Source organism: Micromonospora sp. NPDC051006 (assembly GCF_044456245.1).
Taxonomy (GTDB): Bacteria; Actinomycetota; Actinomycetes; order Mycobacteriales; family Micromonosporaceae; genus Micromonospora.
The window spans coordinates 1-4443 of record NZ_JBITFP010000031.1; the positions used below are offsets into that span (position 1 = coordinate 1).

At 75.0% G+C, this 4443-nt stretch carries 3 protein-coding genes; 1 reads left to right on the forward strand and 2 read right to left on the reverse strand.

Going from position 1 to position 4443, the window contains the following annotated elements; translation table 11 throughout:
• The first annotated feature begins 229 nt into the window (after nt 1–229).
• Nucleotides 230–976 carry an alpha/beta fold hydrolase gene (locus ACIBBA_RS30560; protein WP_396701911.1) on the forward strand — a complete coding sequence of 249 codons (747 nt, stop codon included), beginning with the start codon at nt 230–232 and terminating at the stop codon, nt 974–976.
• Between the two features lie 27 nt (nt 977–1003).
• On the opposite strand, the gene ACIBBA_RS30565 is transcribed toward ACIBBA_RS30560, so the two are convergent.
• The gene (locus tag ACIBBA_RS30565; RefSeq protein WP_396701913.1) at nt 1004–2719 is read right to left on the reverse strand and encodes a CDP-glycerol glycerophosphotransferase family protein; all 1716 of its coding nucleotides are present in this window, start codon (nt 2717–2719) and stop codon (nt 1004–1006) included.
• A gap of 42 nt (nt 2720–2761) precedes the next feature.
• Entirely contained in the window at nt 2762–4270 is a 1509-nt protein-coding gene (locus ACIBBA_RS30570) for a D-ribitol-5-phosphate cytidylyltransferase (RefSeq protein ID WP_396701915.1), read from the reverse strand.
• Nucleotides 4271–4443 lie beyond the last annotated feature (173 nt).

Genomic DNA, 4443 nt, shown 5'->3' on the forward strand with positions numbered 1-4443 from the left:
CCCGGGGGGGCAGCCTTTCAGTCACACCCCCATACCCCCACCGGCCCCCCGCGCCCCCGCCCCCCGGCCCCCCCCCCCCCCCCCCCCGGCGGGGGGGGCCCCCCCCCCCGGGGGCCCCCCCCCCCCCGCTGCGTTGGCCGGGCGGAATCCTGTCGGATCCGCTACCTGCGGCCGTCGTCCGCCGACCGGGCACTCGCCCGGCAGCCGGGCCGGTGGCACACTGCGGACCATGGTCGATGACACCGGTACCCGCGCCGACCGCCAGCCCGTCCTGCTCCTGCTGCACGGGCTGGGCGCCACCGGCGAGGTGTGGCTGCCCTGGGCGCCGCTGCTGGAAAGCCGGTGGGCCGGACGGTGGCTCGCACCGGACCTCGCCGGGCACGGCTGGTCACCGCCGCTGCCGGCGTACTCCTTCGGCGCGCTGGCCGAGCGGGTCGCCGCCGCGCTGGCGCCGGGCGACCGGTTGGTCGTGCTGGGGCACTCGTTGGGCGGCGTGGTCGGGCTGGCGCTGGCCGCCCGGGCCACCGGGCTGCCCGTGGACGCGGTGATCGGCCTCGGCATCAAGGCCGTCTGGTCCGAGGCCGAGCTGGACAAGGCCGGCGAGCTGGCGACCCGACCGGTCACCTGGTTCGCCAGCCGGGACGAGGCGGCCCGCCGCTACCTGCGGGTCTCCGGGCTGGCCGGCCTGCTGCCGCCGGACCACCCGGTGACCGAGGCCGGGCTGCGCCAGGTCGACGGTCGCTGGCGGCTGGCCATGGACCCCGGCGCCTTCGCGGTGGGCAAGCCGGACCTGCCCGCCCTGCTGGCCGGGACCGACGTGCCGGTGCTGCTCGCCCGGGGCGAACACGACCCGATGGTCACCGACGCGCAGCTCAAGGAGCTGGGGGTGCCCGTCGCCACGCTGCCCGGGCTCGGCCACAACGCCCACGTCGAGGATCCGGCCGCGGTGCTGGCGTTGGCCGACCCGTACCGCTGAGCCGCCTGACGGGTGCGGCCCGGCGGCTCAGGCGGTGGGGGAGAGCGGCAGCGCGTCCGGCTCGACCGGCAGCCCGGCGCGCGGGGACGGTGGGCTCCAGCCCGGCTCCAGCTCCCGCCGGGCGGCGTCCAGGAACGCGTCGGCGTACGACTCGGCGGGGAAGTCACCGAGGTAGCGCCGCCGGGTCACCCAACGCTCCGGCGCCATCGGGTCGTCGCCGAGCAGCTGGTCCAGCACCTCGTCCAGGTTGGCCATGTCCCGGCGCAGCACGTAGCCCGCGCCGGCCAGCGGGAACCGCTCGGTGAACCGGTCGCCCTCGCCGCCCATGTCGGTCACCGCGAACGGCTTGCCCGAGTAGAGGTAGTCCGAGATCACCCCGGAGACGTCGGAGATCAACGCGTCGGATCGGTTCACGCACTGCACCAGGCTCAGCTCGCGGCTCGCGGCGGCGCCCCAGATGTGCGGCCGCCCGGTCCGCGCCCGGTCCGCCGACAGCAGCTCGGTCAGCCGGCCCAGCTGCCGGGCCGAGGCCGGGTTCTGCGCGGTGTACGGGTGGGCGCGCAGGATGACCGTCGCGCCCCGGTCGAGCAGCCGCCGCAGCAGCGCCTCGGCCACCGGCAGCGAGCAGTAGTCCGCGTCCGCGTGGTGCCCGGTCCAGGTCGGGGTGTAGAGCACCGTCCGGGGCGCCTCGGCGGGCAGCGGCTCCGGGCGTACCTCGATCGACTCGACCTGCGGGCGGCCCACCACCACGAACTTCTCCGCCGGGATGTCCACCCCGGCCCGGGCGTACCGGTCGATCGCCGCCGGTCCGGCCACGAAGATCCGGTCGAAGATCGCGGAGACCGGGTTGGCGCTCGGTGCCTTGTCGCTGTCGCCATGGTGCAGCTGCACGTGGGTCAGCTGGGTGAACCGGATGAGGTGGGCGTTCTTCGCGCCGTGGTTGACGTAGAAGGCCACCTTCAGGCTCGGCACCAGCACCTCGTCCATCACCCGCAGGGTGGGGCAGTAGACGACCGGGGCGGTGGTGGCCGCGGCGACCGGGGCCAGGAACTCCGGCTCGCGCACCAGCACCAGGAACGGCCGGCCGATCCGCTGCAGGTACGGCAGCCACATGGTGACCTGGTACTCCGAGCCGGGCGGGGCGGAGAAGTGCAGCACGAACTCCGGCTGGTGCCGGCGCAGCGCCCGGCCCACCGCCCCGCCGCCGGCCGGCGGACGGAACCGCCGCCGGGCCAGGTCCAGTGCGACCGCCCCGGCGCCCGCGCCGACCAGCAGGGTCACCGCGAGGGCGACCAGGGCCGGCAGGGTCGCCGCGGCGCCCAGCGCGAGCACGGCGAGCAGCCCGAGCAGCGCGCCGCCGAGGTGCGTGGCGACCAGCGGGGCCCAGGACCGCACCGGCAGGTTCGCCGCCCGGATCTCCAGGTTGCCGGCCTGCCGCAGCGGCCCGACCAGCAGCACCAGCCCCAGCAGCACCAGGGCGGTGGCGGCCAGCGCGGGGTCGAAACCGGCGTCCAACCGACGGGCGTACCCGACCAGGACGGCGGCGGCGATCAGCGTCGTCTCGGCGGCGGTGTCCGCGCTCGGGCGGATCCGCCGTTCCGCGGCGGCCGCGGCGAGGGCGGCCACCGCCAGCGCCAGCCCCCAGCCGGTCGCTCCGGTCAGGGCCACGACCAGGAAGGCCAGCACCGCCAGCCCGATGCTCAGGCACCGTGCGATCAGCTTCCGGACCAGGTCACCACGCATGTCGCTCCGTTCACCGCCGTCCCGGTCAGCAGTCGTCGGCCGTCAGCCGACGCTCGCCGTGGCGGCGTCCGCCTCGGCCGGCGTCGGCTGGGCCGGCACCGCCGGCGGCGCCTCGCCCGGCGCCCGGCGTACGTCGATGACCTGCCCGGTGAGCTCCGAGATCAGCACGTCGAGCGAGGCCTGGGCGACGGTCTCGGCGGCGAGCAGCGTGTGCTCCGGCTCCTCGCCGAACGCCTTGGTGCGCATCGGGGTAGCGGTCCGCTCGGGGTTGATGCAGTTGACCCGTACGCCGAACTCCGCCCACTCGTCGGAGAGCGCCTGGGTGAGGTTGACCAGCGCCGCCTTGGTGGAGGAGTAGAGGGCGTACTGGGCGCGACCCCGGGTGTAGGAGCTGGAGGTGTAGAGCAGCAGCTGGCCCTTGGTCTGCTGCAGGTAGGGCAGCGACTGGCGGGCGGCGATGACCGGCCCGACGAAGTTGACCTGGAGCACCCGGTCCATGGTCTCCTCGTCCATCTCGGTCAGGGCGCCCTTCTCCAGGATTCCGGCGGTGACCACGACGTGGTCGATCCGGCCGGTCGCCTCGAAGGCGGTCTTCAGCGCCGCCTCGACGTCCTCGGCGCGCTCCACGTGGGTGCCGGTGCTGGAGCGGCTGAACGGGAAGACCTGCGCGCCGTAGCGGCGGGCCAGCTCGGCCAGGTCGTGGCCGATGCCGTAGCTGCCGCCGAAGATCACGATGGTCCGGCCGGTCAGTTCCTCGGTGTAGCTGCGGTGGTCGGTGACCCGGGGGGCCTGCGCGGCGGCGAGCTGGAAGAGCTTGTCCGCGAGGTGCACGTCGACCGGGTGGGTGACCTTGATGTTCTCGTCCGAGCCGTCGATCACCTTGATCGGCGTGCCGGGCAGGTAGCGCAGCACCACGCCGCAGTCGTCGGTGGCGGCGAAGTTCGGGTCGCCCTCGGCGCGCCGGTAGGCCTCCCGGATGGTGCCGGAGCGGAACGCCTGCGGGGTCTGGCCGCGGCGCAGCGAGGAGCGCACCGGGATGTCGGTGATGCACTCGTTCTCGTCGACCTGGATGATCGTGTCCGCCGACGGGATGGCCACGTCGACCGCGGAGTAGCTCCAGAGCGCGTTCACGCACTCGCGGACGATCCGGCCGCTCACCAGGGGCCGCACCGCGTCGTGGAAGAGGATGTTGCAGTCGCCCTCGCCCACCGCGTCCAGCGCGATGCGGGTGGTGGCGTTGCGGGTGTCGCCGCCCTCGATCACCTTGGTGACCTTGCGGAAGCCGGCCTTGTCGACGATCTGCTGGGCGTCGGGGACGTGCCCGGTGGCCATCAGCACGATGATCTCGTCGATCTCCGGGGCGGCCTCGAAGACGGCCAGGGTGTGCTCGATGATCGGCTTACCGGCGATCTTCAGCAGCTGCTTGGGGATGCCGAGCCCGAGCCGCGTCCCGGTGCCGCCGGCCAGCACCACCGCCACTGTCCGCGAGGGCCGCCATGGCGCCGGGTTCTCCGGTGCGGCGTCCGGGCCAGTGGTGTGGTCCTGCGTCATTGCCGATCCTCACTTCCGGGGGGGGTTAACGAAAGGTTCCGCCCAGGCGGCGACCGGATGAACCTTAACGCGCGACGCGCTCCGCCCCAATGCCGCGGGGGGGGGGGGGGGCGCCCCCGGGGGGGGGGGGGGGGCCCGCCCCCCCCCCCCGGGGGGGGGGGGGGGGGGGGGGT

What these genes read in the sequence shown, in the direction of transcription:
- ACIBBA_RS30570 (WP_396701915.1), bottom strand. Translation starts at nt 4,270, where the DNA reads ATGACGCAGGACCACACCACTGGCCCGGACGCCGCACCGGAGAACCCG.
- ACIBBA_RS30565 (WP_396701913.1), bottom strand. Translation starts at nt 2,719, where the DNA reads ATGCGTGGTGACCTGGTCCGGAAGCTGATCGCACGGTGCCTGAGCATC.
- ACIBBA_RS30560 (WP_396701911.1), top strand. Translation starts at nt 230, where the DNA reads ATGGTCGATGACACCGGTACCCGCGCCGACCGCCAGCCCGTCCTGCTC.